The organism is Agrobacterium leguminum (assembly GCF_005144435.2).
Classification (GTDB): Bacteria; Pseudomonadota; Alphaproteobacteria; order Rhizobiales; family Rhizobiaceae; genus Agrobacterium; species Agrobacterium leguminum.
The window spans coordinates 131,160-157,039 of sequence record NZ_CP120212.1 but is presented as its reverse complement, the minus strand read 5'-3'; the positions used below and the strand labels follow the sequence as shown (position 1 = coordinate 157,039).

Genomic DNA, 25,880 nt, shown 5'->3' with positions numbered 1-25,880 from the left:
CGAAGGCTAGCTTCTTCCTCGAGCTTTGGGAGGAGTTCGCAGATGGTCGTTTCAGATAAAATCAAGGGGCAAGCGCCGTCCGTTCACGCCGGATTCCGGTGACGGCACATGGCTTTTACTGACGAATCTCCAGACCACGCCCTTATCCGGACGGTTGGGCTGTCCAAGTCTTTCGGGCCGGTACAGGTTCTCAAGGATATAGAGATCGCGGTGCGCGCCGGTGAGGTCCACGCGATCATTGGCGAGAACGGCGCCGGCAAGTCGACGCTGATGAAGCTGCTGGCCGGTAATGAAAAGCCGTCGGGCGGGGAAATCCGCATCGATGGCGAAGCCGTTACGCTAAGCGGTCCGGTGGATGCCGAACATCGCGGCATCGTTCTCGTGCATCAGGAGATATTGCTGGCCCCGGATTTGACGGTGGCGCAGAACATCTATCTCGGCCGCGAAGTGCGCCGGGGCGCCGTGGTGGACGACCGCGCCATGCGCGCCGGCGCCCGCAAGGCAATCGCCGATCTCGGCGGTACGATCGATCCGGACGCCATTGTCGGCAGCCTGTCGATTGCCCAGCGGCAGCTGGTGCAGATCGCCCGCGTTCTGCTGGTGCCGCATCGCGTGGTGATTTTCGATGAGCCGACGGCGAGCCTTACACCCATCGAAACGGATGCGCTGCTGAATGTCATCAGGGACATCCGGGCGAAAGGCGTGGCCGTGCTTTACATTTCGCATCGTCTGCCGGAGGTGAAGGAGATCGCCGACCGGGTGACGGTTCTGCGAGACGGCAGGCTGGTCGCCTCCCATCCGGCATCGGCGCTGGAGCCTGCCGATATGGCGCGGCTGATGGTGGGGCGCGATGTCGCCAAGCTTTATCCGGACCGCGCCTCCGGCGGCGAGCACGAGCCGGTTCTGCAGGTGGAGCATTTTACCGTACCGGGTTATGCGCAGGATACCGGTTTCAGCCTGCGCAGGGGCGAAATCCTCGGTTTTGCGGGTCTGGTCGGCGCGGGCAGAACGGAACTCATGGAAGGAATACTCGGCCTGCGCGCCGGTCGGGGAACGGTGCGACACCACGGCAGGCCGGTGCATTTCGCAAAGGCGGAAGACAGCCTGAAGGCCGGCATCGTTTATCTGAGCGAGGACCGCAAGGGCAAGGGCCTGCTGCTTACCAAGGATTTGCGTGTCAATCTCACGCTTGCTTCGCTGAAGAAATTCAGCCGGCTGTTTCAGATCGATACCCGCCGGGAAACGGCGGCGCTCGATGATGCGGTCCGGGACTTCGACATCCGCACCGGCCGCAAGGATCTGCTGGCGGGCCAGCTTTCCGGCGGCAACCAGCAGAAGCTGCTGCTGGCCAAGATGATGCTCATCGATCCGTCCATCGTCATCATCGACGAACCGACGCGCGGCATCGATATAGGCACCAAGGAACAGATTTACCGCTTCATCGCCAGGCTCGCGGATGAGGGGCGCTCGATCATCGTCGTTTCCTCGGAAATGCCGGAGCTGATCGGCATCTGCGACCGCATTCTGGTGATGCGGTCGGGCCGGATCGTCGGCGAGGTGACAGGTGAGCGCATGACCGAAAACGACATCGTGGCGCTGGCGACGGGTGTTCATACGCAGGAACCCGCCTGAGCGCCCGTGTGCCGGGAAACATGGCCTGACAAAAGAGACTGAGGGGAAACATGACTGAGGCCGCATTTGACAACGGCAAAACGCCGAAGACCTCGAAGGACTGGGATCTGCGCGCCGTCGCGCCTTTCGTGGCGCTGGCCCTGCTGCTGGTTCTCGGCACCATCGCCAATCCCAATTTCATCGGCATCGACAATCTCCTGAACGTCATCACCCGCAGCGCCTTCATCGCCATCATCGCGCTCGGCGCAACTTACGTCATCACCTCGGGCGGGCTCGATCTTTCGGTTGGCGCGATGGTGGCTTTCGTCGCCAGCCTGATGATCCTGTTCATGAATAGCGGCGTCATCGCCAGTCCGCTTTTGATGCTGCTCACCGCCATGGCGCTGGCGCTCGCCATCGGGGCTGCCTGCGGGCTGACGAACGGCCTCATCACCACCATCGGCCGTATCGAACCCTTCATCGCCACGCTCGGCACCATGGGCATCTATCGCGGCTTGACCACATGGCTGTCGCAGGGCGGGGCGATCACGCTGCGCAACCCGGAAATCCAGACGCTTTATCGTCCGGTCTATTTCGGCAATGTCCTTGGCGTGCCGGTGCCGGTCATCGTCATCTTCGTCACCGCTGCGATAGCCGCCTTCGTGCTTTACCGCACCCGTTACGGGCGGCATCTGACCGCAGTAGGGTCGAGCGAGGATGTGGCGCGTTATTCCGGCATCTCGGTCGCGCGGGTGCGCACCATCGCTTATGTGGTGCAGGGGCTGTGTGTCGCCGTTGCGGTGCTGCTTTACGTGCCGCGTCTTGCCTCCACTTCGGCCACGACAGGCATGTCGTGGGAGTTGCAGGCCATCACCGCGGTCGTTGTCGGCGGCACGGCGCTGAGGGGCGGGGTGGGGCGCATCTGGGGTACGATCTGCGGCGCCTTCATTCTGGAGATCGTCGGCAACATCATGATCCTGTCGAACTTCGTCAGCGAATATCTGATCGGCGCCATTCAGGGGGCCATCATCATCATCGCCATGCTGGTGCAGCGTTCGCTCAGCCGCAGGTGACGTATCACGCCGCGCCATGTGGGGCAGGCGCGGCCGAAGGAGGAACGCCCCGGTCTTGGGAGGAAAGAGACTATGCGTAGTAAATTCATCGGCGTGGCCTTTGCCGCGCTGGCCACGGTGCTTGCCGCTTCAGCGCATGCGCAGGACAAGAAGGTCACCATCGGCGTATCCATTCCAGCGGCCGACCATGGCTGGACGGCGGGCGTCGTCTACCATGCCGAGCGTGTGGCGAAACTTCTGATGCAGGAACATCCGGGGCTCAACGTCATCGTCAAGACGTCGCCGGACGCCGCCAATCAGGCCAATGCGCTGCAGGACCTTGCCGTGCAGGGGCTCGATGCGCTGGTCGTCTTGCCGTCCGATCCCGATCCGCTGGTCAACGCCATCAAGGAGATCAAGGACAAGGGCACCTTCGTCGCGCTTGTCGACCGCGCGCCGAGCGTCAACGACAATTCCATCCGCGATCTCTATGTTGCCGGCAACAACCCCGCACTTGGCCAGGTGGCCGGCGAATACATCAAGAAGACCACGCCTGACGCCGAAGTCGTGGTCATTCGCGGCCTGCCGATCCCAATCGATCAGCAGCGTCAGGACGGTTTCGACAAGGGCATCGCCGGTTCCAGCGTCAAGGTTCTCGACCGTCAGTACGGCAACTGGAACCGCGACGACGCCTTCCGCGTGATGCAGGACTATCTGACCAAGTACAAGAAGATCGACGTGGTCTGGTGTCAGGATGACGACATGGCTATCGGCGTGCTGGAGGCGATCCAGCAGGCGAAACGCACGGATATCCAGTATATCGTTGCGGGCGCCGGTTCCAAGGACATGATCAAGAAGGTCATGGATGGCGACAAGCTCGTGCCGGTCGACGTGCTCTACCCGCCGGCAATGGTGGCGACCGCCATGCAGCTGACGGCCGGGCATTTCTACGATCAGGTGCCGGTTGCAGGTGAATATATCCTCGATGCGACGCTCATCACCAAGGACAATGCCGAGCAGTTCTACTTCCCGGATTCGCCGTTCTGACGAGCCGGCTTCTGCCATGCGACGCCCGCTGAAACGCGGGCGTCGATGCTGCTAAAAGTTTGCCGAGGTTTGGATTTGGCGAGACGGCTGCATCCCCACTCCGTCACCCCGGACTTGATCCGGGGGCCAGGGCGATCAAGTCCTTGATCGCGGGAGAGTCCTTTCACGGCGCAGACGCGCCGTTGCTGGATGCCGGATCAAGTCCGGCATGACGGAGAGACGCTCGGCGAATGCCGCCCGGCCCTTCACCCGTTTTTCCTGAACCAGGCCGAGAGATAATCCACGAAGCTGCGCACCTTGGCCGGCAGGTAGCGGCGATGCGGATAGACCGCATAGATACCCCTGTCCTTGGAAATATAATCGTCGAACAGCGTCACCAGCTCGCCGGATTGGATATAGGGCCGGGCGATGAAATCCGGCACCATGGCGATGCCGAGGCCGGCGCGGGCGGCGCGTAGCGTCGCCTGCGGGCTGTTGACCTCGATCGGCCCGCTGATGGTGACGGAGTTCGAACCGCCATCCGGCTCCAGATACCGTACCGTATTGTGAAACCGCGTATTGGTGTCGATGATGAAGGGAACGCGGGAGAAATCCTGCGGCCCGTCGAGCGGCCCGTGTTGCGCCACGAAATCCGCCGTCGCCACTGCATAGACCCGGAAATCGGAAAGCTTGCGGGCGATGAGACCGGAATCCTCCAGCCGGGTTATGCGAACCGCAAGATCGAAACCCTCCTCGATCAGGTCGACGAATCGGTCTTCCGCGACGATTTCCAGCGACAGTTCCGGATTTTCCTTGGCGAAATCGATCAGGCTCTGGCCGACATCGGCATCGATGAAGGTGCGGGGAACGGAAATCCTGAGCTTGCCCTTCAGATCGGCATTCTTTTCGCGCACCAGATCGGCAAGGTTATCGATCTCCTTCAAAATATCGGAAGCGGTGCGGTAATAGGTGTGTCCGGCTTCCGTCAGAGAGAACTGCCGGGTGGTGCGGTTGAGGAGCAGTGCGCCGAGATCGTCCTCCAGTTCCCGCACATATTTGGACAGAAGCGCCTTGGAACGCCCCGTCTTGCGCGCCGCGGCGGAAAAACCCTCCGCTTCGACGACATCGATAAAGGCGCGGATGCGGGTGAGCGTGTCCATGAAAATCCTCCAGTTCGTTCCATATAATTGAACGGCGAGGGCGGACTGTTCAACCCTTAATTCACTGCCGAAAAAATCCGCTCTTTGGTGAAAAAATCCTCTTGATTATGACTGCGAATATTCTTATCTCCCGTGCTGCCCAAAGTCGCACGTGCCCATGTGTGTCCGCCGATTCCTCGATGTGGTGAGGATTTAGGTAAGGTACCTGGAACTAACCCCTCCAGTCGCTATTCCGGCCAACCGGAAAATGCGAGGACATACGAAGCAACGACGGTGCGGGCCTTTCTGGTTCTCTGCCGGCTTTCCATCAGCCGGGGTACTAAAGAGGCACACCATCATTGCCTGAAGTGCGGTCGGGTCATTCCCTCCAATCCATGGCAGACAAAGCCGAATGATGCTCTGGCAGGGCATCGTTCACATTCGCGCCTTGAGCGTATGCTATCGATTCTGCGCCTCCACCGGCTGATTCGAATGCATATCTCGAGCGTCCTTTGTCCTCCGGATTTTTCCGGAGCCGGTTTAACAGGGAATACATCGATGACGACTGCACGCATTCTCGACTTCATCAAGACCCGACGTCCCGAAGGCCCTTGCCTCGTGGTTGATCTCGACGTCGTGCGCGACAATTTCAACGCTTTCCGGCATTCCCTGCCGAACAGCGCCATCTATTACGCCGTCAAGGCAAACCCGGCTCCCGAAATCCTGAAGCTGCTCGCTTCGCTCGGCTCCAACTTCGATTGCGCCTCCGTGGCTGAAATCCAGATGGCGCTCGATGCCGGTGCAACGGCTGACCGTATCTCCTTCGGCAACACCATCAAGAAGGAACGCGATGTTGCTCGCGCCCACGCGCTCGGCATCGATCTCTTCGCCGTGGACAGCCATGAGGAAGTCGAGAAGGTCGCCCGTGCCGCTCCCGGCGCGCGCGTCTTCTGCCGCGTGCTGACGGATGGCGAAGGTGCCGAATGGCCGCTGTCGCGCAAGTTCGGCTGCGTGCCGCAGATGGCGGTCGACGTTCTGGTCTATGCACACCAGCTCGGCCTCGAGTCCTATGGCGTATCCTTCCATGTCGGTTCGCAGATGATGAATCTCGACGCATGGGATGCGGCGCTGGCCGATGCCAAGCGCGTCTTCGCTTCGCTCGCAAAGCAGGGCATCCACCTGCAGATGGTCAATATGGGCGGTGGTTTCCCGACCAAGTACCTGCGCGACGTTCCGGCTGCCGAAGAATACGGCCAGGCGATCGACACGGCGCTGCGCAAGCACTTCGGCAACCAGATCCCGAAGACGATCATCGAGCCGGGCCGCGGCATGGTCGGCAATGCCGGCGTCATCAAGGCGGAAGTCGTTCTCGTGTCGCGCAAGTCCGACAACGACAACCACCGCTGGGTGTTCCTCGACATCGGCAAGTTCGGCGGTCTCGCCGAGACGATGGACGAGGCTATCCGTTACCCGATCCGCACGGAGCGCGATCAGGACGAGATGGAGCCCTGCGTTCTGGCCGGCCCGACCTGCGACAGCGCCGATGTGCTGTATGAAAAGAACATGTACCCGCTGCCGGTCTCGCTGACCATCGGCGACGAAGTTCTGATCGAAGGCACGGGCGCTTACACGACCACCTACTCGGCGGTCGCGTTCAACGGTTTCGAGCCGCTGAAGGCCTACGTCATCTAAAGCATCGAACCGAAAAGCGTTACGCGGTTTTCGGAAAATCCGATGCTTCTTAAAAGTCCGAGCGCCGTCCGCTGAGCAGGGCGGCGTCTCGACCAAGCTTCCGTTCCGGCTTTGCCGATTGTGCTGATGCGCAAATCCCTGCTTGCTGCACCTCTTCCAGCCGAGGAAAGCGTGTCGGCGGGCCGGAACGGCTCCACCAATTTTTCATCAAGGGCCGCGTGTGGGCGGTAGTGTGACGGGAGGCCAAGGATGGCCGCTCTTTTGAATTCGGTACGGGCATTTTTCACGCCGCAGACATTTCATGTCGATCAGGAAAATCCGGGCGATGTCGTCGCCCGTGAGAACCTGCTGGACCGCGCCATGGGCGCCGGCCGCCGCCGCAAGTCTTCCGAAAAGCTGCGCGCCGGTCGCATTCCGGCCGAAGGCCTGGCGCTGGTTGCCCGCGACGAGGATGGCCATGTCATTGGTACGGTACGTCTCTGGAATGTCGAGGCTGGCATCTCCCGAGAAGGTCGCGCCGTCGAAGCCCTGCTGCTCGGCCCGCTGGCTGTCGATGCCGCCCATGAGGGCAAGGGCATCGGATCGGCGCTGATGCGCGCCGCCATTGCAGAAGCGACCAAGCGTGGCCACGGCGCCGTTCTTCTGGTTGGCGATGCGCCCTATTACGAGCGCTTCGGCTTTTTCGCCGACAAGGCCCAGCACCTCATCATGCCCGGCCCGTTCGAGCGCAGCCGTTTCCTGGCGCTGGAACTGAAAGCCGGCTGGCTCGAAGGCGCTGCCGGCCTGCTGGTGGCAAGCGGGCGCAGGCTGTCTGCCTGAGACGAGCCTCGCTGCTGATATCAAACCCCGGCCCAAAGCCGGGGTTTGTTGTTTCTGCTCTATGGCCTTGGGGTCGACCGTTGCCCGCCGATAATTTCTCGGGGTGCCTCTTGCGCACAAAAATTTACGGGTATATACCCGAGACAAATGCCAAACGATAGTTGCCATTGCATCCTGTTGCGCAAAGCATCCCGCAAGGTTTCGTCCTATTATGACGAGGCCCTGGCGCCGCTTGGCGTGAATATCGGTCAGTTTAGCCTGTTGCGGAATATCAATCGCACCGCGCCGGTTTCGCTGACCGATCTGGCCGCGCGGGTGGAACTGGATCGTTCCACCGTCGGCCGCAACGCCAAGGTGCTGGCTCGCATGGGTCTGGTGGCCATCGGGCACGGCGAGGATCAGCGGGAAGCGATGTTGACCGTGACGAAGGAAGGCCACGCGATCCTGAAAGCGGGCGCGCCGCTCTGGGATGGGGTGCAGGATGAAATCGAGGCCCGGCTTGGGCCTGAGAAGACAGCACAATTGCAGGAACTGCTCGCAGCCCTGTGATTTTTGGGGACATAAGCGGGTATCTGCCCGCAATACAGGGTATATACCCGTAAAATATCGGCCGCGGCCGCTGGAAAGGGAATTTGAACATGCTCTCCACACGCCTCGCCAGCTGGATGGCCGGCAGAAATCTGCATTATGGCTGGCTCGTTGCCGCAACCACCTTTTTGACCATGCTGGCCACCGCCGGTGCCATGGGGTCCGCCGGGGTGATGATCCAGCCGCTGCATCAGGAATTCGGCTGGGATATCGCCGATATTTCCTCCGCAATGGCCGTCAGGCTGGTGCTTTTTGGCCTGCTCGGGCCTTTTGCCGCCGCCTTCATGAATCATTTCGGCGTCCGGCAGGTGGTGTCCACTGCGCTTGCCCTGATCATGGGCGGCATTGTCGCCTCCTTCTTCATGAACGAGGTATGGCAATTGCTGCTGCTCTGGGGCGTGGTGATCGGCGTCGGCACTGGCATGACCGCGCTGGTATTGGGCGCCACCGTGGCGACACGCTGGTTTTCCAAGCGTCGCGGACTGGTGATCGGCCTCATGACGGCGAGCAACGCCACCGGCCAGCTGGTTTTCCTGCCGCTGCTGGCGGCGCTGACGGAAGCCTATGGCTGGCGAACCGCCTTGACCCTGTCCGTTGCGGTAATCGCCACCGCCATGGTCCTCGTCCTGCTTTTGATGCGTGACCATCCTGCCGATGTCGGCCTGCCGGCCTATGGCGAGACAGCGGTGGCGAAGCCGGTCAAGCAGGATCACAATCTTCTCGCCACACTGGTATCGCCGCTGGTGACCCTGAAGAGCGTATCGGGCAACCCGGTCTTCTGGGTGCTTTTCGGCACCTTCTTTGTCTGCGGGCTTTCGACCAACGGCCTCATCCAGACACACTGGATTTCGATCTGCGGCGATTTCGGCATGGCTGCGGTGACGGCGGCAGGCACGCTGGCGGTGATCGGCATTTTCGATTTCTTCGGCACGATCTTCGCCGGCTGGCTTTCCGACCGGTTCGACAATCGTTTCCTGCTGTTCTGGTTCTACGGTCTGCGCGGCCTGTCCCTGCTTTACCTCTCATTCTCGGGGTTCAGCTTCGTGGAGCTTTCGGTCTTCGCTGTCTTTTACGGGCTGGACTGGGTGGCGACCGTGCCGCCGACGGTGAAGCTCGCTGCCGAGAATTTCGGGCGCGAAAAGGCCGGTCTCGTTTTCGGCTGGGTGTTTGCCGGCCATCAGCTGGGAGCCGCCACCGCCGCCTTTGGCGCCGGTTTCTTCAAGAGCGACTTCGACACCTATATGCCCGCGCTGCAGATTGCCGGTCTGATGTGCATGATCGCGGCCGTCTCGGTTCTGCTTCTGCGCAAGCCGGGTTCCGCAACCCTGACACCGCAGGCCGCGTAATAGAGGTGATGCACTGGAAGGAGGCCTGCAAATGCAGGCCTTTTTTGTATTTTTCCGACATTTGCCGGGCGCGTTGTGCATCCGCTTCTCGATCGCTGGACGGCATTTGTTGCGTAATTGTCACAATGCTTGCCGGTTAATCGTTCCGATCCATGATCGGCATCCCGGTTTGATCCATCTCAATCGGCCCGCCTCTCCCTTCGTCATAGTGGCTTTCAAGCGGTTGCGGCAGGCGAAGATTCGCGAAAGCCCGCCGTCATCAGCCGGTTCCGGGGACTTGCCCGGCTGCGGTGCGCTATAGGAGAGATGGAATGACGAACAGAAACAAAAAAACCGCCTTGCTTGCCAGTGTCGCAGTCGGTGTCGCGGCCATGCTGGTATCCGCCAATGCCATGGCCGCCGATCTGGCCCAGGCAGCGCCGGCCCCCACCGCCGAAGAGGCGATTGCGGCGGCAAGCCCGTGGATGCTGCGCGTGCGCGGCCTCGGCGTCATCACCCATGACAGCGGCAGCGTCGACGGTTTGCCGGGAGCGGGCCTGTCCTATTCGGACACCGTGATCCCGGAACTCGACATCAGCTATTTCTTCACCGAAAACTTCGCAGCGGAGCTTATCCTCGGCACCACCTATGCCAAGATCAATGGCGAAGGTGTGCTGGCCGGCACGCCGGTCGGCAAGACCTGGCTGCTGCCGCCGACGTTGACGCTGCAATATCACTTCACCGATTTCGGTGCTTTCAAGCCCTATATCGGCGCGGGCGTGAACTATTCGCTGTTCTATAATCAGACGGAAAAGCCCGGTTTCAGCAATCTCGACGTCAAGAACAAGGTCGGTGCAGCCGTGCAGGTCGGTTTCGACTATATGCTGGACGAGCATTGGGGCGTGAACTTCGACGTGAAGAAAATCTTCCTCAAGACCGACTGGACGGCGGAACTCGGCGGCACGCCGATCAGCGGCAAGGCCAAGCTCGATCCATGGCTGATCGGCGCGGGTATCACCTATCGCTTCTGATTAGGGGATCGGTTAAGCGCCGCCTTTGACGGGCGGCGCTTTCTGGGCTATAGGGACGGCCACGGGCATAAGAGCCCCGGCCGTCCGCAGGCGTTTGCGCCCCTGGTGAAGCTCTTTCTTCAATAACGGTCATCCCATGTTTTGCATGTCGTCGATGGCAACGCGGACCCCCTTCGGAATAGTCGGCATGCGCATGTTGGAGAACCGTTATGAACGTGTCCAAACCGCTTCCCGCACTTGAGGGGCTGAAAGAACAGGCAAAACGCCTGCGCGCCGCCCTTGAGGATCAGGGGCAGGCAATCACCCATTCGAAAGCGCTGGAACTCATCGCCGCGCAATATGGTTTCCGCGACTGGAATACCCTCTATGCCACAGCCGGTAACCGCCCCGCCTTCAACCCCTATCTTCTGGGTTCAAGGGTGGAAGGTTTTTACCTCGGCCAACCCTTCGTGGCCTCCGTTCTGGGCGTGCAGGCGCTCGGCGGCGATCCCGAACGCTACCGGCTGACCCTGCATCTCGACGATCCGGTGGATGTGGTGACTTTCGAAAGCTTTTCCGCCTTTCGCCAGCGTGTTCACTGTAATGTCGATACGTCGGGTCGCACGGTGGAGAAAACCTCCAACGGTCGGCCGCAGGTGGAGCTGGTGTGGTAGGGGGGGCGGGCAGAGTTTGCTTGCTGTCAGCTTTGAAACAGCGCCCCAGATCGCTGGCGTCGTCGCGCCGCGTTCCGATTGAGGGTCGGAATGCGGTGTGCCGCAGCTGTTTGGGAGCACAGGCCGTCAAAGAGAGCATGACCTGTTGCAATTCCTGTTTGGGCGGCAGTATAATCAAGTCTACATTGCTGAATATTGTATATTTATAACAAATTTTGAATGAGGTATTGATGAGCGCGGAGCACAATCCCGGGCGTTGGATTTACGTCGATTCCATTCGAGGCATAGCGGCTCTGGCGGTGATATACATTCATATTGCCGAAGTCGCCTATAAGAACAGATTTTCGACCTATGCGGTCGAGCATTATCTGTTTTACTTTTTTTCCGAATACTTCGATCTCGGGAAGATCGCCGTCGTCATGTTCTTTGCCGTTTCTGGGTTTGTTATTCCCTTCTCGCTGCTGAAGGCAAACAAGGCGCCCTTGCGCAGCTTTGCGATTTCGCGATTTTTCAGGCTCTATCCCGCTTACTGGGGGTCGATGGTCCTTGCTCTGTTGATTATTCCGCAGCTGCGCGGAGATGTCTTCACGCTTAGCCAGATCATTGCCAATGGGACGATGCTGCAACAGTTTCTGGGGCAGCAAAATATTCTCGGCGTCTATTGGACGCTGCAGATAGAAATCCTGTTTTATGTCGTCAGCGCCATGCTGTTCTATGTCAGGCTTCTCCATAAGCCGGAGGCGGCAGCGGGTGCTGTGGTGTTCTTCCTGTTCTGCGCCGTCGCCATGGGGGCGGCGCGATATGGTACGGGCATTAAATTGCCGGTCGCCATTCCGCTTGGACTGACCGTTATGTTCTGGGGATTGTTGTGGCGTCACGGCGCGGGTGAAGAGGCTGGCGCGCACATGCGGCGGCTCATCCTTGCCACATCCCTCCTCATCATCTTCACCGTGCCTGTCGTCAGCCTTCTGAGCTATAATGTGGATATGGGGTTCGGTGAGACCTGGTACCGTTATACAATTGCCTATTATGCGGGAATGGCGCTGTTTGCGCTCTTCACGACAAGGCTTCGCATCACGCACCCGGTTTTCGTCTGGCTCGGCGCGATAAGCTATTCCGTGTATCTGCTTGGCCCGGTCGCCCAGCCGATCGTGGAATATGTTCTCCCCTATCGGCAACTGGCTCCCTATCCCGTTCACGTCACCATCATCCTGACCTTCGCCCTGACGGTGATCATGGCTTATTTGAGCTACAGGTTCATCGAGCTGCCGTCACAAAAGCTCGGGAAGAAACTCGCCTCACGCCAGCCCGCTCAAGTGGCCGTATCATCGGCATGAATGCACCGGCATTGCCGCAGGGGGCGGCTATGCCGGCGCACTCGGTCTCAAATCCGCTTCCCCGTCGCATCGAACAGGTGAAAATCCTTCGCCTGTGCGGCGATCTTCAGCGTTTCGCCGATGCGCAACTGAGAGCGGCCGTGGACGCGGAAGACGATTGTTGTGCCATCGGCGAAGGAGCCGTGCACATAGCTTTCCGCACCCACCAGTTCCACGGCGTCCACCTGCACGGTGCCGGTGAAGGCGGCGTCTGCGGGGGCTTCATCGGCAAGGGTAATGTCTTCGGGGCGAATGCCGAGCGTGGCGACGCCCTGCGGCAGTGCCTCGGTTCCCTGCACCGACCAGCCGGAAGAGCCGTTTGCCGATGTCGCGCCATGGCTCAGCAGGTTCATGGAGGGCGAGCCGATGAAGGTGGCGACGAAGGTTGTCGCCGGTTTTTCATAAAGCTCGATCGGCGTGCCCATCTGCTCGATGCGGCCGGCATTCAGCACCACCAGCCGGTCGGCCAGCGTCATGGCCTCCATCTGGTCATGGGTCACGTAGACGCTGGTGGTGGCGAGCGAGCGCTGCAGGCGGCGGATTTCCACACGCATCTGCACGCGCAGCTTGGCATCGAGGTTGGAGAGCGGCTCGTCGAACAGGAAGGCCGCGGGCTTGCGCACGATGGCGCGGCCCATGGCCACGCGCTGGCGCTGGCCGCCGGAAAGCTGGCGCGGCTTACGCTCTAGGAACTGTTCGATTTCCAGCGCCTTGGCCGCCTCGGTGATGCGCCGTTCGATTTCCTCCTTCGGCGTGTTGCGGTTCTTCAGGCCATAGGCAAGGTTCTGGCGCACCGTCATATGCGGATAAAGCGCGTAGTTCTGGAACACCATGGCGATATCGCGGTCGGAGGGTTCGAGATCGTTGACGACACGGTCGCCGATGACGATCTGGCCGCCCGAAATGCCTTCCAGCCCGGCGATCATGCGCAGCAGGGTGGATTTTCCGCAGCCGGAGGGGCCGACAAGCACGATCATTTCGCCGTCGGCGATGTCCATCGACACGCCCTTGATGGCCTCGACATTGCCGCCATAAACCTTGCGGACGTCTTTCAGCGCAATTTTTGCCATTACTTTTCGGTCTCCACCAAACCTTTGACGAACCAGCGCTGCATCAGCACCACAACGATAATCGGGGGGATGATGGCGAGGATCGCCGTCACCATCACATAATTCCAGGGCGTCGAAGCGTCGGTGAAATCCACCATGCGCTTGAGGCCGATGATGATCGTGTTCATCTTGGCGTCGTTGGTCACGAGCAGCGGCCAGAGATATTGGGTCCAGCCATAGATGAACAGGATCACGAAAAGGGCGGCGATATTGGTTCTCGACAGCGGCAGCAGAATATCCCGCATGAAGCGGAACGGCCCTGCATTGTCGATACGCGCCGCCTCGACCAGCTCACCGGGAATGGTCAGGAAGAACTGCCGGAACAGGAAGGTTGCCGTGGCAGAGGCCATCAGCGGCAGCGTCAATCCCGCATAGGTGTCGATAAGCCCAAGATCGACGATGACCTTGTAGGTGGGCAGGATTCGCACTTCCACCGGCAGCATGAGCGTGATGAAGATCATCCAGAAGAAGCCCATGCGGAAGGGAAAGCGGAAGAAGACGATGGCGAAGGCCGACAGGAACGAAATGACGATCTTGCCAATGGCAATGGCGAGCGCCACGACGAAGCTGTTGAACAGCAGCCGCTCGAGGCTGACGCCTACGACCCTTTCGACACCGCCAACCATGGCCTCGGTGTAATTGGCGCCAAGATGGTCGCCGGGCAAAAGCGACATGGGCGGGCGGATGATATCCGTCGACGTCATGGAGGAGGCGACGAAGGTGTAATAGATCGGGAAGGCCACGATGATGATGCCAAGAACCAGCATCAGATGGGCGATCACGCGGGCGACCGGGCGATTTTCAATCATGGGAAATCCTCAGCCGTAATGCACGCGCTTCTCGACGAAGCGGAACTGGAAGGCGGTGAGCGCGATGACGATCACCATCAGGATCACGGATTGCGCGGCGGAAGAGCCGAGATTGAGGTTCACGAAACCATCATTATAGACCTTGTAGACCAGCGTTTCCGTCGCCTTGGCCGGGCCGCCGCCGGTGACGGCATGGATGATGCCGAAGGTATCGAAGAAGGCGTAGACCGTGTTGACGACCAGAAGGAAGAAGGTTGTCGGCGCAAGCAGCGGGAAAACGATGGTCCAGAAGCGCCGCGAACCGCGCGCGCCATCAATGGAGGCCGCTTCCAGCAATGATTTAGGAATTGCCTGCAAGCCTGCGACAAAAAACAGGAAATTATAACTGATCTGCTTCCACGCGGCAGCCGCGACGACGAGCAGCATGGCCTGATCGCCGTTGAGCAGCGGGTCCCACATGATGCCGTTGCGGCGCAGAATGTAGGAGAAGGTGCCCATGGCCGGGTTGAACATGAAGAGCCACAACATGCCGGCCACCGCAGGGGCGACGGCATAGGGCATGATCATCATGGTGCGGTAAAAGCCCTTGCCGCGCACCACGCGGTCCGCCGCCGTCGCCAGAAGCAGCGCCAGCCCCATGGAGACGAGCGCGGTCAGGATGCTGAAGATGACGGTGACCTGCAGCGAGTTCAGATAGCTTTCATCCGACAGCACGGCGGAAAAATTCGCCAGCCCGACGAAATTGCTGTTCAGCCCGAAGGCGTCCTCGCGCATGGTCGACTGGTAAAGCGCCTGGCTTGCCGGCCAGAAGAAAAAGATCACCGTGAGGATGATCTGCGGGGCGACCAGCAGATAGGGCAGGATCTTGTTGGGGAATACGACGCTTTGCACGGCGATCTCCTGATGAGATGGGAATGCCGCCCGCACCGGATAAGGATGCGGGCGGGGCAGGGGATCGATTAGTTGCCGGCAGCCTGTTTGATGGCCGCATCGCCGCGCTCGACGATCTTGTCGAGTGCCGCTTTCGCGTCCTGCTTGCCGGCCAGCATCGCCTCGAACTCCTCATTCATGATGTCGCGCACCTGCGGCAGGTTCACGAGACGCACGCCCTTGGAGTTTTCTGTCGGCGGCTTGCCCATCATCTGCAGCAGCGGCGTTTCACGGGCGGGGTTCTTGTCATAGAAGCCGGACTTCTTGGTTTCCTCATAGGCCGCGATCGTCACGGGCATATAGCCGGAGACCTGATGCAGGCGCGCCTGAATCTTGGTCTGGGAGAGGAAGTGGAAGAACTCGGCCACGCCCTTATATTCGGCGTCGCTCTTGCCGCCGAAGACCCAGAGGCTGGCGCCGCCGGGAATGGTGTTCTGCGGACCATGGCCCTCATAATAGGGAAGCTGGCCGATGCCGTAATTCATGCCGGTCTTGACGATATCGCCAAGGCCGCCGGAGGATTCGGTCAGGATGCCGCATTCGCCGGACATGAACAGCTGCTTGGCTTCCGAGGTGCGGCCGCCATAACGGAAGGTGCCGTCCTTGGCGAGATCGGCAATGGCCTGGAAATGCTCGACGAAGAGCGGCGCATTGACCGCAAGCTTCACATCCGTGCCGCCAAGGCCGTTTTCATTGCTGCCATAGGAGACGTTGTTCCAGGCGGCGAAGTTTTCGGTCTGAATCCAGGTGAGCCAGGTGGAGGTGAAGCCGCATTGGGCCGCACCGCTGGTCTTGATCTTCTTGGCAGCTTCGAAAACTTCCGGCCAGGTCTTCGGCGGGTTGGCGGCATCGAGGCCGGCCTTCTGGAAGACATCCTTGTTGTAATAGAGGATCGGCGAGGACGAATTGTAAGGGAAGGACAGCATGGTGCCGTCAGGCTTGGAATAATAGGCCACGATACCGGCCAGATAGTCGGCCTTGTTAAAGGTGTAGCCGCCTTCCTTCAGCACGTCGGCCACCGGCTTGATGGCGCCGGCCGCACCCATCATCACGCCCGAACCGGCGTCGAAGACCTGAATGATCGCCGGCGGCTGCTTGGCGCGGAACGCCGCAATGCCGGCATTCAGCGTTTCCGGATAGGTGCCCTTGAAGACGGGCGTGATCTTGTATTCTTTCTGGCTATCGTTGAATTCTTTGGCAAGCGTATCCACGACCTCGTTGTTGGCGCCGGTCATGGCGTGCCACCACTGAATGTCCGTTACTGCATATGCATTCGATGTGACAAAAAACGAAAGCGCGGATGCCGCGGCGAGGCGGTAGCTGAGTTTTTTCAAGGTCATTCCTCCCGTTATGAAAACAGTAAAAGATACAGCCCCTTATTGCAGCCTATCCTCCTCGATCCGGCTGCGGGCGATCTTTTCTGTACTAGCGATCTGATTAAAAGCGAACTCTAACGAAAATGCAAGAGAACGTGGAACGATTAAAACGAAAGTGAAGGAAACGGATTTATTATTCCATTTCCTTCGTTCCATGGTTTTTTCATGCGTCCGACCGTTAGGGGCATGCCGGCGCGGGATCAGCTCCCGCCGGAAATCCAATAATCGTCATTGATATGTTATTACATTACGTATTATGGTGCGGCGAATTTATGGATGGCGAAGGTGCGGATGTGTTCGGAATGAAGCGGAAGAAGACGGTCGATTCCAGGGACGATTCGGCCGTCGTGCCGCCTGTCCGCACGGTGCCGGTTACCCTGCTGACCGGTTTTCTGGGGGCGGGCAAGACGACGTTGCTGAACGCGCTTCTAACTGAGCCGGCCATGCGCGATGCCGCGGTCATCGTCAATGAATTCGGCTCGGTGCCCATCGATCACGGTCTGGTGCGAACGGGTTCAGAACGATATTTCAGAACGACGACGGGCTGCATCTGCTGTACGGCCACCAGCGATATCCGCACCTCGCTTTACGAGCTGCATCAGGCCTTTCTGGAAGGGATGATGCCGGAAGTATCGCGGGTCGTCATCGAAACCACCGGCCTTGCCGATCCCGCGCCGATCATCAACAGCCTGATCGCCGGCGGCACGCCGGCTCTTGGCCTGCGCGATCACATCGTCGCCCGGCATTTCCACCTTTCGGGCGTGGTCACGGCTTTCGACGTTGTCTCCGGTCCGGCGATGCTAGACAGCTTTATCGAAGGCTGGAAACAGCTTGCCTTTGCCGACCATATCGTTCTGACGAAAACCGACCTTGCCGATGCCGCAGCCGTGGACCGCGAAAGCCTCGCCGATCTCAATCCTGCGGCCTCGTTTCATGACCGTAATGCGGTCGATTTCGACCTGATGTCGTTGTTTGCAGCCTCGGATTATTCGCTGCGCGGCAAGCCGGAGGATGCGCCGGGATGGCTTGCGGCCGACAGGCTGAGCCTTCATGCCGCCCACCAGCACGATATCAACCGCCATGGCGTCGGGGTTGAGGCTTTCGATCTCACCTTTGACGGCGCTTTCGATCCGCAGGCGATCGTCACTTTTCTGGAGCTCGTCACCAGCAATGTGCATTCCGGCCTGCTGCGGCTCAAGGGAATTTTCGGCGCGACGGATGACCCGGAGCGGCCGGTTGTCGCCCATGCGGTGCAGCACCGGCTTTATCCATTGACCCGCCTGGAGCGCTGGCCGGATGGCAATCGTTCCACGCGCATCGTGCTGATCGGCATGGACATGCCGCAGCAGCCGATCCGCGCCCTCTTCGAGACATTGGCCTTGCAGGCGGGGCGAAAGGGCAGGGCATGAACAATCCGCTTGCGCGCAGCGGCTCCGCAATCGTCTCGCAGGCCCGTCTTCTGAAGCAATGGTCCCGCGATCTGCTGCATCTCCACCCCGAAGACATTATCACCGTCAGCGAGCTTTCCTGCTCCCTGCCGGATTGCCCACCGCGCGAAACGGTGATCGTCATCCTGTCAGCTGCCGGCACAAGCCGGCAACTATCCATCCACAAGGCGCTTCTCGCGGTGGATCATGACGATATCGTGCGCGCCATCACCGCGAATTCGGCTTGAGAACCCGTTTTCAGGCTCAAGATGCGCTTGACCGCCGACGCCCTCATCCGCCACTTCAGGGGTAGCGACGGGATTCGCGGATGATGAAGGGCGGGCAATGGCCGATCTGGCGGTATATGCGGGTTTGTTCCTGACGGCGTTTATCGCGGCGACCATTCTGCCCATGCAATCGGAGGCCGCACTGGCCGGCCTCATCGTTTTGAAATCACAGCCCGTCTGGCTGCTGGTCGCCGTGGCCAGCGCCGGCAATGTCGCCGGCTCCGTTGCGAACTGGCTGCTCGGCCGCGGCATCGAGCGCTTTCGGCATGAACGCTGGTTTCCGGTCGGGGAGGCGGCGCTGGAGCGCGCCCAGAACTGGTATCGTCGTTATGGCAAATGGTCACTGCTCATCAGCTGGGCGCCGCTGATCGGCGATCCGCTGACGGTCGCCGCCGGCATCATGAAGGAACCGCTGCCGGTCTTCCTGCTGCTGGTCACCATCGCCAAGGTCGGGCGTTATCTCGTTCTGGCGCTGGTGACACTGAATTTTCTGTAGTGTTTCGCAAGAAACGCTGCGGCCTGTTTCTTCTCCCCGCCGGGGAGAAGATGGCCCGAAGGGTCAGATGAGGGGGCAAGCTTACCGCATATCGCTACCCTCGCCCCCTCATCCCGCTGCCGCGACCTTCTCCCCGGCGGGGAGAAGGCGAAAGACGCAACCGCTCGGCTGAAATGCGGGCGGTGGAGACAATCAAGCCGCCTGTCGGTCCCAGCTTGCAAAAGGATCGGGCAGGTGCCGCCATGCATCCGGTGTGAATGCCTCGGTATCGATCAGGCAGGCATTGAGCTGCGCGCGGATGCGCGCCTCGTTCATCGGGTCGCAGCCGATGAAGACGATTTCCTGTCGCCGGTCGCCGAAGACCGGATCGAGATAGGGCTTCATCATATCGAGGAACTGCTTTTCGCGCGGCCATTGCTCCTTCGGCACGGCGGACCACCACAGGCCCATCTTGCCGGTGCGCACCAACGCGCCGGCCTGGCTGATCTCGCCGACATAACGCGGACGCGTCGCCAGCCAGAAGAAGCCCTTGGCGCGCACCACGCCTGGCCAGGCGCGGTCGATGAAGCGCTGGAACAGCACGGGGTCGAAGGGTTTTTGGGCGCGGTAAACGAAGGAGCGGATGCCATATTCCTCGGTTTCGGGAATGTGGTCCTTGAAGCCGTGCAATTCCTTGAACCACAGGGGGTGTTCTTCGGCCCTGGCGAAATCGAAACGGCCGGTGCCGAGAACCTCATTCAGCGCCACCTTGCCGAAATCGGCCTCGATAAGTTTCGCATCCGGGTTCAGCCCGACGATGATCTTGCGGGCGGCGTCCCGTTCCTGTGGCGTCGCGGTGCCGATCTTGTTGAGGACGACGACATCGGCAAATTCGATCTGTTCCACCAGAAGGTCGACGATGGTGCGGTTGTCGCCATCGCCCGCCGTTTCGCCCCGGTCGGCGAGAAAATCGGACGAGCCGTAATCGTTGAGAAGATTGGCGGCATCCACCACCGTCACCATCGTATCCAGCCGCGCGACATCGGAAAGGCTGCGGCCGTTTTCATCGCGAAAATCGAAGGTTGCGGCGACCGGAAGCGGCTCGGCGATGCCGGTGGATTCGATCAGCAGGTAGTCGAAACGGCCCTGTTCGGCCAGCGCCCGCACCTCCGTCAGGAGGTCGTCGCGCAGCGTGCAACAGATGCAGCCGTTGGTCATTTCCACCAATTGCTCTTCCGTGCGGGAGAGGTTGGCGCCGCCATCGCGCACCAGTGCGGCGTCGATATTGATCTCGCTCATGTCATTGACGATCAACGCCACGCGCAGACCATCGCGATTGGCGAGAATATGGTTGAGAAGCGTCGTTTTGCCGGCGCCGAGAAAGCCGGAAAGCACGGTGACGGGAAGTTTTTGCGACATATGGACCTCGTTCTTTGGCAACGCTCGCGTGGACCTCATGGCGGCCATGCGCACGATCTGGAAACGACGGGTTCAGTGCTGCCCCGTCGTTGTTATGTAACGTAATAACATTACATATTGGCCGCCTGTCAACGGGCGACAGAAAAAAAGCGTCCCCGCAACGCGAGGGCTGCGGCTTACGCGAAGCGCAACGTATCTTTCCGATAGTTAATGTTATTTCATTACATATTCGTTTGACGAATGTAATAACATTACATATCAAGGGCCATCGAATGACATCCTGCCCCGGAGGGATCGATGAGCGATCCGTGCCTCGCCTTCAAAAACCTGACGCTTGGATATGCCGGCCGCGCGGCCGTGCATCATCTGAATGGCGATATCGCCAGAGGCTCGCTCACTGCGGTGGTCGGCGCCAATGGCTCGGGAAAATCGACGCTGATGAAAGGCATTGCCGGCATTTTGAAGCCGCTCGGCGGCGAATGCCGGGTAAGCCCAGATCTCTCCGTCGCTTATCTGCCGCAGCAATCGGAACTCGACCGCTCCTTTCCGGCGCAGGTGCGGGATCTGGTGGCGCTTGGTCTCTGGCCGAAACGCGGCCTGCTTGGCCGCCACCGTCCCGAAGACAGGGCGGCGATGGGCCGTGTGATGGAGGCGGTCGGGCTTTCCGGTTTCGAAAAGCGCAATATCGACTCGCTCTCCGGCGGCCAGATGCAGCGCGCCCTGTTTGCCCGCGCCATGTTGCAGGATGCGCAACTGATCCTGCTCGACGAACCCTTCAACGCCGTCGACGAGCGCACCGTTTCCGACCTTATGGTCCTCATCAAATCATGGGTGGCGGAGGGGCGCACGGTTCTGGCCGTCCTTCATGATTTCCAGCTCGTGCGGCAGCATTTTCCGGAGACCCTGTTCCTTGCCCGAAAGCTCGTCGGGCTGGGTCCTACAGCCGATGTCCTGCAGGCGGAGAACATTCGGCAGGCGCGGCATTTCCACGAGGCGTGGGAGGAAAATGCGCCCTGGTGCGAACCGGCCGAAGCGCCTTCGCTGCAGATCGTCGGGGCAAGTCCGCAGGCGGCATCCGCCCATTCCCATGCCCACTCCCACGCGAATTCGAATGTCCATGGCTGATATCTTCATCCAACCCTTCGTCCAATATGTCTTCATGCAGCGCGCGCTTGCCGGTGCGCTAATCCTTGCCGTCAGCTGCGGCCCGGTCGGTGTGTTTCTGATGCTGCGCCGCATGAGCCTGACGGGCGATGCCATGTCCCACGCCATCCTGCCGGGAGCGGCGGTCGGTTTCCTATTTTACGGGCTGGAAATCCTGCCCATGACCATCGGCGGGCTGGCCGTCGGCCTTCTGGTCGCGCTGGGTGCAGGCGCTGTGTCACGCTTTACCATCCAGAAGGAAGACGCCTCGCTTGCCGCCTTCTATCTCATCTCGCTGGCGCTCGGCGTGCTGCTCGTCTCATGGCGCGGTTCCAGCGTCGATCTCATGCATGTGCTGTTCGGCACGGTGCTGGCGCTGAACAATGAGGCGCTCGGCCTGATCGGCGGCATCTGCATCGTGACGTTGGTGGTGATGATCACTTTCTGGCGGGCGCTGCTGGCGGAATGCCTCGATCCCCTGTTTTTGCGCTCGGTCAGCAATTGGGGCAGCCCGGTGCATTTCCTCTTCCTTGCCATCGTCGTGCTCAATCTGGTCGGCGGCTTTCAGGCGCTGGGAACGCTGCTCTCGGTCGGGCTGATGATGCTGCCCGCCGCCGCCAGCCGCTTCTGGTCCAACCGTGTCGCGCCCATGTGCTTCATTTCCATCGGCATCGGCATGGTGTCCTGCTTTGCCGGCCTGCTTCTGTCCTATCACGCGTCGCTGCCATCCGGCCCGGCGATCATCCTTTCCGCGGGCGTCATCTATGCGCTCTCCATCCTCATCGGCACGCGCGGCGTGCTCAGCGATCTTCTCGGTTCCGGCCGTCACAGGACGGCCTGAAAACAGCGTTCGAAAAAGGAGAACCTTCATGTTCAAAACCTTCCGTCTGGCCACCTGCGCCAGCCTTCTTTCCCTCTCCCCGGTTCTGATGGCGCAGGCATCCGCCGCCGAACTCAAGGTCGTTGCCAGTTTCTCGATCATCGCCGATTTCGCGAAAAACGTCGGCGGCGACCGCGTCGAAATCACCACGCTGGTCGGGCCGGATGGCGACGCCCATGTCTATGAACCCCGTCCGGCCGATGCCGTCGCCGTCAGCAAGGCGGATGTGGTGCTGGTCAACGGTCTGGAATTCGAAGGCTTCCTGAAGCGGCTGGTCGACACCAGCGGCACCAAGGCGCCGGTGGTGGAGCTGACCAAGGGTGTGGAGCCGCTCAAGCTTTCCGAAGAGCCGGCCGGTCACGCCCATCCGGAAGCCGAGGAAGAGGAAGGTCACGACCACAAGGCAGAAGAAGCCGGCCACAGCCATGAGACCGCCGAGGCCCACGATCACGACCATGGCCATGAGGGCCATCACCATCACGGCGAGTTCGACCCGCATGCCTGGCAGTCGATCAAGAACGCCGAAATCTACGTGAAGAACATTGCCGGCGCCTTTTGCGAGGTCGACAAGGCCGGTTGCGCGACCTACACCGCCAATTCGGATGCCTATATCGCCAAGCTTGCCGCTCTGAACGAGAAGGTGAAGACCGAGATCGCCGCCATCCCGCCGGAAAAGCGCGTCATCATCACTTCGCATGACGCCTTCGGTTATTTCGAGCATGCCTATGGCCTGAATTTCCTCGCACCTGAAGGCGTATCGACGGAATCCGAAGCCTCGGCCGCCGATGTCGCCAAGCTGGTGGATCAGGTGAAGCACGACAAGGCCTCGGCGATCTTCGTCGAAAACATCACCGACAAGCGGCTGATCGACCAGATCGCCAGCGAAACCGGCCTGAAGGTTGGCGGCACGCTCTATTCCGACGCGCTTTCGACCGCTGACGGCCCGGCTGCAACCTATATCGACATGATCAACCACAATATCGAGACGATCACGGCGGCCGTGCTCGGCCAGTAAGTTGGACCATATCGCTGTGAATTCGGGGAGGGTGGCTTGTGCCGCCCTCTCTGCTTTTGTGTTTACGCAATGGCCCTGGAACTCTTCCTTTAGCGATTTCCATATTGGTGCTACAAAGCCTCCTCATGTCCGATGCGCTTCACATCTTCACCGACGGCTCCTTCGACGATGCTTCCAGATCCGGAGGATGGGCGTTCGTGGTTCATGAAGCGGGTCACCAAGTCCATTCCGCTTCAGGCAGGACTGTCGGCACATCGAATAATACGTTCGAGATCCTCGCCGTCCTCAACGCACTATCCTGGATCGCCGTCGAGGCGCCAACGCGGGCAGTCACACTCTGGACGGATGCCGTTCATGTCATCGAAGGCTGCCGCCGATATAGGGCGATCTGGCGCAACAACGGCTGGAAGCGGATCACGCCCAACCAGCGCACCCGCCGAAGACCGATCCCCGACAGGGACATCTGGCAGCAGCTCGACAGCCTGCTGGAGCGGCATCCCCATGTGGTTGTAGAATGGTGCAAAGGGCATTCCGGCACTGTCGGCAACGAGCACGCCGATGCATTGGCGCGTGGAGTTCCCCGCGCGACGGTGCTTTAGCCGGCGGCCGTCAGTCGCCGTGATTCGGCGCTTCAATCTCTTCACTTCAGCCATCTCCCGTCTCGACCTTTTTCGTATGGAGCGGTTGCCCCGGTACTCTTTCGCGACTCCAGCCGAATGGTGTGCACGCACGGCCGCTTGCCGGTTGACAATCGACATTCCGTTTGAAATGGTAAGATGTCAGACCAATTTAGAGGGTGCGTCTTGGACAGGTCCAGCCGGGAACTCATGCAGCCGATTCCGCCGAGCGACCGCGTGCGCCAGGTCGAGGCCGCGCTTTCCGACTATGTGGAGCGGGCAGGGCTGAAGGCGGGAGACCGGCTGCCGGCCGAGCGGGAACTGATGGCGGCGCTCGGCGTCGGCCGGTCCACCATCCGCGAAGTCATCCGCAAGTTTCAGGCGCTCGGCGTTATCGACAGCCGCAAGGGCAGCGGCAATTATCTGCTGAAGCCGATCTCCGCCGCCACCGTGCATATGCCGATTTCCATCGACGCCGAAAGCCTGCGCGATGCGCTGCTGATGACGCTGGAAGTGCGACGCGGCATCGAAGTGGAGGCCTCCATGGCCGCCGCCCGCCGCCGCACGCCCGAGGATATCGCCATTATGGAAGCGCGGCTCGATGAGATGGAGCGAGTGCATCTGGCCGAAGGCACCTCCGGCAAGGCCGACCTTGCCTTCCATCTTTCGATTTACGACGCCACCCACAATACGCTGTTCAAGCAGCTTCTGGAGCAGATGCGCGAAGGTTTCGAACGTTTCTGGTCGAAACCCTTCGACCGCCCGGATTTCGCCGGCCGCTCCTTCCCCTTTCACCGCACGCTGTTCAATGCCATCGCTGCCGGCGATGCGGCCGGTGCGCGTGAAGAAACACTGAAAATCCTCGCCGTCGTCGAGGAGGATATCAAGGACATGTCGAAATGAACCATGGCAACGATCTCTTCGATCCCGCCTCATTTATCGTTGCGCATGACGAGGCTCACGCCTTTGAGGCCGTGGTGCCGCCCATCGTGCAGACCTCGCTTTTCACCTTTTCCAGCTATGACGAAATGGTCTCCACCTATCGCGGCGAAAAGGTGCGGCCGGTCTATACGCGCGGGCTGAACCCCACGGTGCGGCTGTTCGAAGAGATGCTGGCGAAGCTCGAAGGGGCGGAAGATGCGCTTGGTTTTGCGAGCGGCATGTCGGCCATTTCCTCCACCGTGCTTTCCTTCGTTTCGCCGGGCGATCGCATTGTCGCGGTGCGCCATGTCTATCCCGATGCCTTCCGCCTGTTCGGCACCTTCATGCAGCGGATGAATATCGAGGTGGTCTATGTCGACGGTCGCGACGAGGCGGCGGTTGAAAAGGCGATGCCGGGTGCGAAGCTGTTCTACATGGAAAGCCCGACGAGCTGGGTGATGGAAGCCCACGATGTCGGCGCGCTGGCGGCCATTGCCAAGCGGCACGGCGCCGTCACCGTCATCGACAATTCCTGGGCAAGCCCGGTCTTCCAGCAGCCGATCGCGCTCGGCGTCGATCTCGTCGTGCATTCCGCCTCGAAATATCTGGGCGGCCATAGCGACGTGGTTTCCGGTGTGGTGGCCGGTTCGAAGGCGATGATCGACCGCATCCGGGCGGAAACCTATCCCTATCTCGGTGGCAAGATGTCGCCCTTCGATGCCTGGCTGCTCATTCGCGGGCTTCGCACCCTGCCGCTGCGCATGAAGGCGCATCAGGCCTCGGCGCTTGAGATCGCAACCCGCCTGCAGGCGCTGGATGTGGTGGAGAAGGTCTGCCACCCGGGGCTGGCGAACCGCCTGCCGCCCGGCCTTAACGGCACCTCGGGCCTGTTTTCCTTCATCTTTAAGGAAGGGGTGGATGTGCGCGCTTTTGCCGACCGCCTCAAGCTTTTCAAACTGGGTGTTTCCTGGGGCGGGCATGAAAGCCTGATCGTTCCGGGGGAAGTGGTGCTCGAACAGAAGGCGCAGCCAAACTCCGCCCACACCTTCGGCATCAGCGCGCGTTCGGTGCGCCTGCATGTCGGGCTGGAGGGCACGGAAGCGCTCTGGAACGATCTTGAACCCGCGATCAAGGCGGCCACCGCCGCCTGACGTGTTTTT

General features: G+C 60.5%; 25 protein-coding genes. 19 read left to right on the top strand and 6 right to left on the bottom strand.

Annotation, left to right across the window (positions count from 1 at the left end; translation table 11 throughout):
- Positions 1-108: 108 nt before the first annotated feature.
- The 3 genes from CFBP4996_RS15270 (at position 109) to CFBP4996_RS15260 (ending at position 3,710) form a co-directional block, all read left to right on the top strand.
- The gene (locus tag CFBP4996_RS15270; protein WP_080854674.1) at positions 109-1,632 is read left to right on the top strand and encodes a sugar ABC transporter ATP-binding protein; all 1,524 of its coding nucleotides are present in this window, start codon (positions 109-111) and stop codon (positions 1,630-1,632) included.
- Between the two features lie 50 nt (positions 1,633-1,682).
- On the top strand, positions 1,683-2,684 hold the full coding sequence (locus CFBP4996_RS15265; protein WP_080854675.1) for an ABC transporter permease: 1,002 nt from the start codon (positions 1,683-1,685) through the stop codon (positions 2,682-2,684).
- A 72-nt stretch (positions 2,685-2,756) separates the two neighbouring features.
- Positions 2,757-3,710, top strand: coding sequence for a substrate-binding domain-containing protein (locus CFBP4996_RS15260; RefSeq protein ID WP_020810860.1), 954 nt, complete (start codon positions 2,757-2,759; stop codon positions 3,708-3,710).
- Positions 3,711-3,955: 245 nt separating this feature from the next.
- On the opposite strand, the gene CFBP4996_RS15255 is transcribed toward CFBP4996_RS15260, so the two are convergent.
- Positions 3,956-4,849 (bottom strand): LysR family transcriptional regulator, encoded by an 894-nt coding sequence (locus CFBP4996_RS15255; RefSeq protein ID WP_065117027.1) that lies wholly within the window; start codon positions 4,847-4,849, stop codon positions 3,956-3,958.
- A 537-nt stretch (positions 4,850-5,386) separates the two neighbouring features.
- Here CFBP4996_RS15255 and odc2 point away from each other — a divergent pair.
- The 7 genes from odc2 (at position 5,387) to CFBP4996_RS15220 (ending at position 12,273) form a co-directional block, all read left to right on the top strand.
- The gene (odc2, locus tag CFBP4996_RS15250) at positions 5,387-6,520 is read left to right on the top strand and encodes an ornithine/lysine decarboxylase (protein ID WP_003523360.1); all 1,134 of its coding nucleotides are present in this window, start codon (positions 5,387-5,389) and stop codon (positions 6,518-6,520) included.
- Positions 6,521-6,769: 249 nt separating this feature from the next.
- Positions 6,770-7,339, top strand: a complete 570-nt coding sequence (locus tag CFBP4996_RS15245) for a GNAT family N-acetyltransferase (RefSeq protein WP_080854677.1) — start codon at positions 6,770-6,772, stop codon at positions 7,337-7,339.
- 147 nt (positions 7,340-7,486) lie between these two features.
- Positions 7,487-7,888, top strand: a complete 402-nt coding sequence (locus tag CFBP4996_RS15240; RefSeq protein WP_020813347.1) for a MarR family winged helix-turn-helix transcriptional regulator — start codon at positions 7,487-7,489, stop codon at positions 7,886-7,888.
- Between the two features lie 89 nt (positions 7,889-7,977).
- Positions 7,978-9,273, top strand: a complete 1,296-nt coding sequence (locus CFBP4996_RS15235) for an MFS transporter (protein WP_080854678.1) — start codon at positions 7,978-7,980, stop codon at positions 9,271-9,273.
- A 311-nt stretch (positions 9,274-9,584) separates the two neighbouring features.
- On the top strand, positions 9,585-10,283 hold the full coding sequence (locus CFBP4996_RS15230; RefSeq protein WP_059757254.1) for an OmpW/AlkL family protein: 699 nt from the start codon (positions 9,585-9,587) through the stop codon (positions 10,281-10,283).
- A gap of 209 nt (positions 10,284-10,492) precedes the next feature.
- Positions 10,493-10,936, top strand: coding sequence for a glyoxalase superfamily protein (locus tag CFBP4996_RS15225; RefSeq protein WP_080854679.1), 444 nt, complete (start codon positions 10,493-10,495; stop codon positions 10,934-10,936).
- Positions 10,937-11,166: 230 nt separating this feature from the next.
- On the top strand, positions 11,167-12,273 hold the full coding sequence (locus CFBP4996_RS15220; protein WP_080854680.1) for an acyltransferase family protein: 1,107 nt from the start codon (positions 11,167-11,169) through the stop codon (positions 12,271-12,273).
- 47 nt (positions 12,274-12,320) lie between these two features.
- On the opposite strand, the gene CFBP4996_RS15215 is transcribed toward CFBP4996_RS15220, so the two are convergent.
- The 4 genes from CFBP4996_RS15215 to ugpB form a co-directional block, all read right to left on the bottom strand.
- Complete coding sequence (locus CFBP4996_RS15215) at positions 12,321-13,382, bottom strand: sn-glycerol-3-phosphate import ATP-binding protein UgpC (RefSeq protein WP_080854681.1); 1,062 nt, start codon at positions 13,380-13,382, stop codon at positions 12,321-12,323.
- Positions 13,382-14,230 carry a sn-glycerol-3-phosphate ABC transporter permease UgpE gene (ugpE, locus tag CFBP4996_RS15210; protein WP_080854682.1) on the bottom strand — a complete coding sequence of 283 codons (849 nt, stop codon included), beginning with the start codon at positions 14,228-14,230 and terminating at the stop codon, positions 13,382-13,384. The genes CFBP4996_RS15215 and ugpE overlap by 1 nt, the downstream gene beginning before the upstream one ends.
- Before the next feature lie 9 nt (positions 14,231-14,239).
- A complete protein-coding gene (gene ugpA / locus CFBP4996_RS15205; RefSeq protein WP_003523346.1) occupies positions 14,240-15,121 on the bottom strand; it encodes a sn-glycerol-3-phosphate ABC transporter permease UgpA in 882 nt (293 codons plus the stop codon).
- A gap of 68 nt (positions 15,122-15,189) precedes the next feature.
- Complete coding sequence (ugpB, locus tag CFBP4996_RS15200) at positions 15,190-16,500, bottom strand: sn-glycerol-3-phosphate ABC transporter substrate-binding protein UgpB (protein WP_003523344.1); 1,311 nt, start codon at positions 16,498-16,500, stop codon at positions 15,190-15,192.
- A gap of 338 nt (positions 16,501-16,838) precedes the next feature.
- Here ugpB and CFBP4996_RS15195 point away from each other — a divergent pair, with 338 nt between their 5' ends.
- The 3 genes from CFBP4996_RS15195 to CFBP4996_RS15185 all read left to right on the top strand — a co-directional run bounded on the left by CFBP4996_RS15195 (position 16,839) and on the right by CFBP4996_RS15185 (position 18,746).
- On the top strand, positions 16,839-17,945 hold the full coding sequence (locus CFBP4996_RS15195; protein WP_233283559.1) for a CobW family GTP-binding protein: 1,107 nt from the start codon (positions 16,839-16,841) through the stop codon (positions 17,943-17,945).
- The gene (locus CFBP4996_RS15190; protein WP_080854683.1) at positions 17,942-18,211 is read left to right on the top strand and encodes a hypothetical protein; all 270 of its coding nucleotides are present in this window, start codon (positions 17,942-17,944) and stop codon (positions 18,209-18,211) included. Before CFBP4996_RS15195 ends, CFBP4996_RS15190 begins: the two co-directional genes overlap by 4 nt.
- 97 nt (positions 18,212-18,308) lie before the next feature.
- A complete protein-coding gene (locus tag CFBP4996_RS15185) occupies positions 18,309-18,746 on the top strand; it encodes a YqaA family protein (RefSeq protein ID WP_080854684.1) in 438 nt (145 codons plus the stop codon).
- 192 nt (positions 18,747-18,938) lie between these two features.
- On the opposite strand, the gene zigA is transcribed toward CFBP4996_RS15185, so the two are convergent.
- Positions 18,939-20,144 carry a zinc metallochaperone GTPase ZigA gene (zigA, locus tag CFBP4996_RS15180; protein ID WP_080854685.1) on the bottom strand — a complete coding sequence of 402 codons (1,206 nt, stop codon included), beginning with the start codon at positions 20,142-20,144 and terminating at the stop codon, positions 18,939-18,941.
- Positions 20,145-20,441: 297 nt separating this feature from the next.
- Between zigA and aztA the strand changes: the two genes are divergently transcribed.
- The 6 genes from aztA to CFBP4996_RS15150 all read left to right on the top strand — a co-directional run bounded on the left by aztA (position 20,442) and on the right by CFBP4996_RS15150 (position 25,871).
- Positions 20,442-21,269 carry a zinc ABC transporter ATP-binding protein AztA gene (gene aztA, locus CFBP4996_RS15175; protein ID WP_080854686.1) on the top strand — a complete coding sequence of 276 codons (828 nt, stop codon included), beginning with the start codon at positions 20,442-20,444 and terminating at the stop codon, positions 21,267-21,269.
- Positions 21,262-22,128 (top strand): zinc ABC transporter permease AztB, encoded by an 867-nt coding sequence (gene aztB, locus CFBP4996_RS15170; RefSeq protein ID WP_003525097.1) that lies wholly within the window; start codon positions 21,262-21,264, stop codon positions 22,126-22,128. Before aztA ends, aztB begins: the two co-directional genes overlap by 8 nt.
- A 28-nt stretch (positions 22,129-22,156) precedes the next feature.
- Positions 22,157-23,182, top strand: a complete 1,026-nt coding sequence (gene aztC / locus CFBP4996_RS15165) for a zinc ABC transporter substrate-binding protein AztC (protein ID WP_080854687.1) — start codon at positions 22,157-22,159, stop codon at positions 23,180-23,182.
- Positions 23,183-23,307: 125 nt separating this feature from the next.
- Positions 23,308-23,781 (top strand): ribonuclease H family protein, encoded by a 474-nt coding sequence (locus CFBP4996_RS15160; RefSeq protein WP_080854688.1) that lies wholly within the window; start codon positions 23,308-23,310, stop codon positions 23,779-23,781.
- A gap of 228 nt (positions 23,782-24,009) precedes the next feature.
- On the top strand, positions 24,010-24,702 hold the full coding sequence (locus CFBP4996_RS15155) for a FadR/GntR family transcriptional regulator (RefSeq protein ID WP_162936134.1): 693 nt from the start codon (positions 24,010-24,012) through the stop codon (positions 24,700-24,702).
- Positions 24,699-25,871 carry a PLP-dependent transferase gene (locus tag CFBP4996_RS15150; protein WP_080854690.1) on the top strand — a complete coding sequence of 391 codons (1,173 nt, stop codon included), beginning with the start codon at positions 24,699-24,701 and terminating at the stop codon, positions 25,869-25,871. Before CFBP4996_RS15155 ends, CFBP4996_RS15150 begins: the two co-directional genes overlap by 4 nt.
- The last annotated feature ends 9 nt before the right edge of the window (positions 25,872-25,880 follow it).

Excerpts from the sequence above, each read along its gene's own strand:
- CFBP4996_RS15270 (WP_080854674.1), top strand. The coding sequence starts at position 109 with ATGGCTTTTACTGACGAATCTCCAGACCACGCCCTTATCCGGACGGTT.
- CFBP4996_RS15265 (WP_080854675.1), top strand. The coding sequence starts at position 1,683 with ATGACTGAGGCCGCATTTGACAACGGCAAAACGCCGAAGACCTCGAAG.
- CFBP4996_RS15260 (WP_020810860.1), top strand. The coding sequence starts at position 2,757 with ATGCGTAGTAAATTCATCGGCGTGGCCTTTGCCGCGCTGGCCACGGTG.
- CFBP4996_RS15255 (WP_065117027.1), bottom strand. The coding sequence starts at position 4,849 with ATGGACACGCTCACCCGCATCCGCGCCTTTATCGATGTCGTCGAAGCG.
- odc2 (WP_003523360.1), top strand. The coding sequence starts at position 5,387 with ATGACGACTGCACGCATTCTCGACTTCATCAAGACCCGACGTCCCGAA.
- CFBP4996_RS15245 (WP_080854677.1), top strand. The coding sequence starts at position 6,770 with ATGGCCGCTCTTTTGAATTCGGTACGGGCATTTTTCACGCCGCAGACA.
- CFBP4996_RS15240 (WP_020813347.1), top strand. The coding sequence starts at position 7,487 with ATGCCAAACGATAGTTGCCATTGCATCCTGTTGCGCAAAGCATCCCGC.
- CFBP4996_RS15235 (WP_080854678.1), top strand. The coding sequence starts at position 7,978 with ATGCTCTCCACACGCCTCGCCAGCTGGATGGCCGGCAGAAATCTGCAT.
- CFBP4996_RS15230 (WP_059757254.1), top strand. The coding sequence starts at position 9,585 with ATGACGAACAGAAACAAAAAAACCGCCTTGCTTGCCAGTGTCGCAGTC.
- CFBP4996_RS15225 (WP_080854679.1), top strand. The coding sequence starts at position 10,493 with ATGAACGTGTCCAAACCGCTTCCCGCACTTGAGGGGCTGAAAGAACAG.
- CFBP4996_RS15220 (WP_080854680.1), top strand. The coding sequence starts at position 11,167 with ATGAGCGCGGAGCACAATCCCGGGCGTTGGATTTACGTCGATTCCATT.
- CFBP4996_RS15215 (WP_080854681.1), bottom strand. The coding sequence starts at position 13,382 with ATGGCAAAAATTGCGCTGAAAGACGTCCGCAAGGTTTATGGCGGCAAT.
- ugpE (WP_080854682.1), bottom strand. The coding sequence starts at position 14,230 with ATGATTGAAAATCGCCCGGTCGCCCGCGTGATCGCCCATCTGATGCTG.
- ugpB (WP_003523344.1), bottom strand. The coding sequence starts at position 16,500 with ATGACCTTGAAAAAACTCAGCTACCGCCTCGCCGCGGCATCCGCGCTT.
- CFBP4996_RS15195 (WP_233283559.1), top strand. The coding sequence starts at position 16,839 with ATGAAGCGGAAGAAGACGGTCGATTCCAGGGACGATTCGGCCGTCGTG.
- CFBP4996_RS15190 (WP_080854683.1), top strand. The coding sequence starts at position 17,942 with ATGAACAATCCGCTTGCGCGCAGCGGCTCCGCAATCGTCTCGCAGGCC.
- CFBP4996_RS15185 (WP_080854684.1), top strand. The coding sequence starts at position 18,309 with ATGGCCGATCTGGCGGTATATGCGGGTTTGTTCCTGACGGCGTTTATC.
- zigA (WP_080854685.1), bottom strand. The coding sequence starts at position 20,144 with ATGTCGCAAAAACTTCCCGTCACCGTGCTTTCCGGCTTTCTCGGCGCC.
- aztA (WP_080854686.1), top strand. The coding sequence starts at position 20,442 with ATGAGCGATCCGTGCCTCGCCTTCAAAAACCTGACGCTTGGATATGCC.
- aztB (WP_003525097.1), top strand. The coding sequence starts at position 21,262 with ATGGCTGATATCTTCATCCAACCCTTCGTCCAATATGTCTTCATGCAG.
- aztC (WP_080854687.1), top strand. The coding sequence starts at position 22,157 with ATGTTCAAAACCTTCCGTCTGGCCACCTGCGCCAGCCTTCTTTCCCTC.
- CFBP4996_RS15160 (WP_080854688.1), top strand. The coding sequence starts at position 23,308 with ATGTCCGATGCGCTTCACATCTTCACCGACGGCTCCTTCGACGATGCT.
- CFBP4996_RS15155 (WP_162936134.1), top strand. The coding sequence starts at position 24,010 with ATGCAGCCGATTCCGCCGAGCGACCGCGTGCGCCAGGTCGAGGCCGCG.
- CFBP4996_RS15150 (WP_080854690.1), top strand. The coding sequence starts at position 24,699 with ATGAACCATGGCAACGATCTCTTCGATCCCGCCTCATTTATCGTTGCG.